Source organism: Actinoplanes sp. NPDC051633 (genome assembly GCF_040681735.1).
In the GTDB taxonomy this organism is placed as follows: Bacteria; Actinomycetota; Actinomycetes; order Mycobacteriales; family Micromonosporaceae; genus Actinoplanes.
Map to the genome: position 1 here is coordinate 1 of NZ_JBFAZH010001233.1, position 2,207 is coordinate 2,207.

A 2,207-nucleotide genomic window follows, 5' to 3' on the forward strand; every position below is an offset into this window, starting at 1 on the left:
CGCCCGGCGCCGCCCACGCCCTGGTGGGCGTGAGCGGCGCCGTCGTTCAGCCGTGAGGGGTGAGACCCCTGCTCAGGTCAGCTGATGCCGTTGTCCGTGCACAGCTTGGCGAAGTTGCCGGTGCAGAGCGCGTCCTTGGTGACGAAGCCGTCGGCCACGACGTCCTTGACGTTCTCCTTGGTGATCGTCTTGGGAACCAGCAGCACCGACGGGACGTCCTTGCCCGACTCCGGGTCCTTGGTGGTAGCGGTGGCGGTGGTCGGCTTCTCGCCCTTGGCCAGCGCGATCGCCAGCCCGGCAGCCGCGTCGGCCTCACCCTTGATCGCCTTGTAGACCGTCATGCACTGGTCGCCGGCGAGGATGTTCTGCAGACCCTGCACGGTGGCGTCCTGCCCGGTCACCGGGACCTGGCCGTTCAGCTTGTTCTTCTTCAGCACCTGGATGACCGCGTTGCCGAGGCCGTCGTTGGCGGCGAGCACACCCTTGATGTTCTTGTTCTGGGTGAGCATCTGCTCGAAGATCGTGCCGGCCTGGGCGTTGTCCCAGTCCGGAACCGGCTGGTCCGGGCCCTTGGTGTAGGTCTTGTCATCGAACTTCGGCTGCAGCACCGAGTCGTAGCCCTGCTTGAACAGCGTGGCGTTGTTGTCGGTGGGCGAGCCGTTGAGCTCGGCCACGACGGGGTTCTTGTAGTTCTTCGCGGTCAGGCAGTCCACCAGGCCCTGGCCCTGCAGCTCGCCGACCTTCACGTTGTCGAACGACACGTAGTAGTCCGCGCCGCCGTTCAGCGTGAGGCGGTCGTAGTCGATGGTGGCGATACCGGCCTGCTTGGCCTTGTCCAGCACGGCCTTACCGGTACCGGAGTCCAGGTTGACGATGACCAGAACCTTGACGCCGCTGGAGATCATGCCGTCCGCGATCGTCTGGAACTGGCTCTTGTCACCCTGAGCGTTCTGGATGTCGGCTTCAACGCCGGCCGCCGCGAACGCCGCCTTGAGGAACTTCGGGTCGTCCGTGCCCCAACGCTGAGAGCTTGCCGTGTCCGGCAGGATGATGCCGACTTTGCCCGGGGCGGAGCCGCCGCCGGTGCTGCCGGTGCCGCTGCCGCTGTCGTCCCCGCCACATGCGGCCAGACTGCCGGTGGCCAGCAGGCCGACCGCGGCAAGGGCGAACATTCCCTTACGCATTACTGATGTCCTTTCGGGTAAATCCGGGCCTTCGTCGGATTCTCCAGGTTGCGCTGACGGGACGTGTGCGCTCGCCAGGACGCAGGTGGATCGAGAGCATTTGTTGTGTCCGGCAACGTATTCCCATCCCGACCGGTAACACAAGGAGTGTTGCCGGGCGTTCTGGTCACAGGGCATAACAATCCGGCAACATGCTCGAAGCGATCGGCGTCTTGGCCGGTCACGGCTTCGGCACCGGTTCCGGCCGTTCGGCTGGACTTGCCCCACAACGTGACGCTAAGTCACTCGGTGGTCCCAACTTGCCGGATCCGGCTAGAAAGATCAGCACTACGACATAACGGTGTCATAACGGTGCGAATTAATGGGCTCTATGTCCGAATGTTCGCGAGGATTGCGGCCGTCAACCGGACCAGGTCGGCCGGCGCCACCCCGACCTGGAGACCACGCCGGCCGGCGGACACGAACATCAGGCCCAGCTCGCTCGCCGAGTCGTCGATCACGGTGGGCAGCGGGCGGCGCTGGCCCAGGGGGCTGATGCCGCCGCGCACGTAGCCGCTGCTGCGCTCGGCGGCCGCGCGGTCGGCCAGGACGGCACGCTTGCCGCCGGCGGCGTGCGCGAGGGCCTTGAGATCAAGATCGCCGGTGACGGGTACGACCGCGGTGGTCAGCGCGCCGTCCACCTCGGCGATCAGGGTCTTGAAGACCTGCTCGGGCGGGATGCCGAGCGCCGCGGCGACCAGCGCACCGTAGTTCGGCGCATCCGGATCGACGTCGTAGGTGCGCAGGGTGTGCTCCACCTTCTGCGCCGAGAGCAGCACGGTCGCGGGGGTGCCGGCGGACTTGGCAGCCTTCTTCGCCATGCGGCGCAGGCTAACGCCCCCCACCCCGGAGCTGGCCGCCGCCTCGCCCACGCCGCCGCCTCGCCCGCCGCCTCCCCCGCCGCCTCGCCCGCCGCCTCGCCCGCCGCCTCGCCCGCCGCCTCGCCCGCCGCCTCGCCCGCCGCCTCGCCCGCCGCCTCGCCCG

At 68.1% G+C, this 2,207-nt stretch carries 2 protein-coding genes; both read right to left on the bottom strand.

Translation table 11 applies throughout. The features are described from left to right. Positions 1–77: 77 nt before the first annotated feature. Positions 78–1,184, bottom strand: coding sequence for a substrate-binding domain-containing protein (locus tag AB0M20_RS39405; protein ID WP_364306149.1), 1,107 nt, complete (start codon positions 1,182–1,184; stop codon positions 78–80). Positions 1,185–1,552: 368 nt separating this feature from the next. Further along, positions 1,553–2,044, bottom strand: a complete 492-nt coding sequence (gene ybaK / locus AB0M20_RS39410) for a Cys-tRNA(Pro) deacylase (protein ID WP_364306150.1) — start codon at positions 2,042–2,044, stop codon at positions 1,553–1,555. Positions 2,045–2,207: the final 163 nt, after the last annotated feature.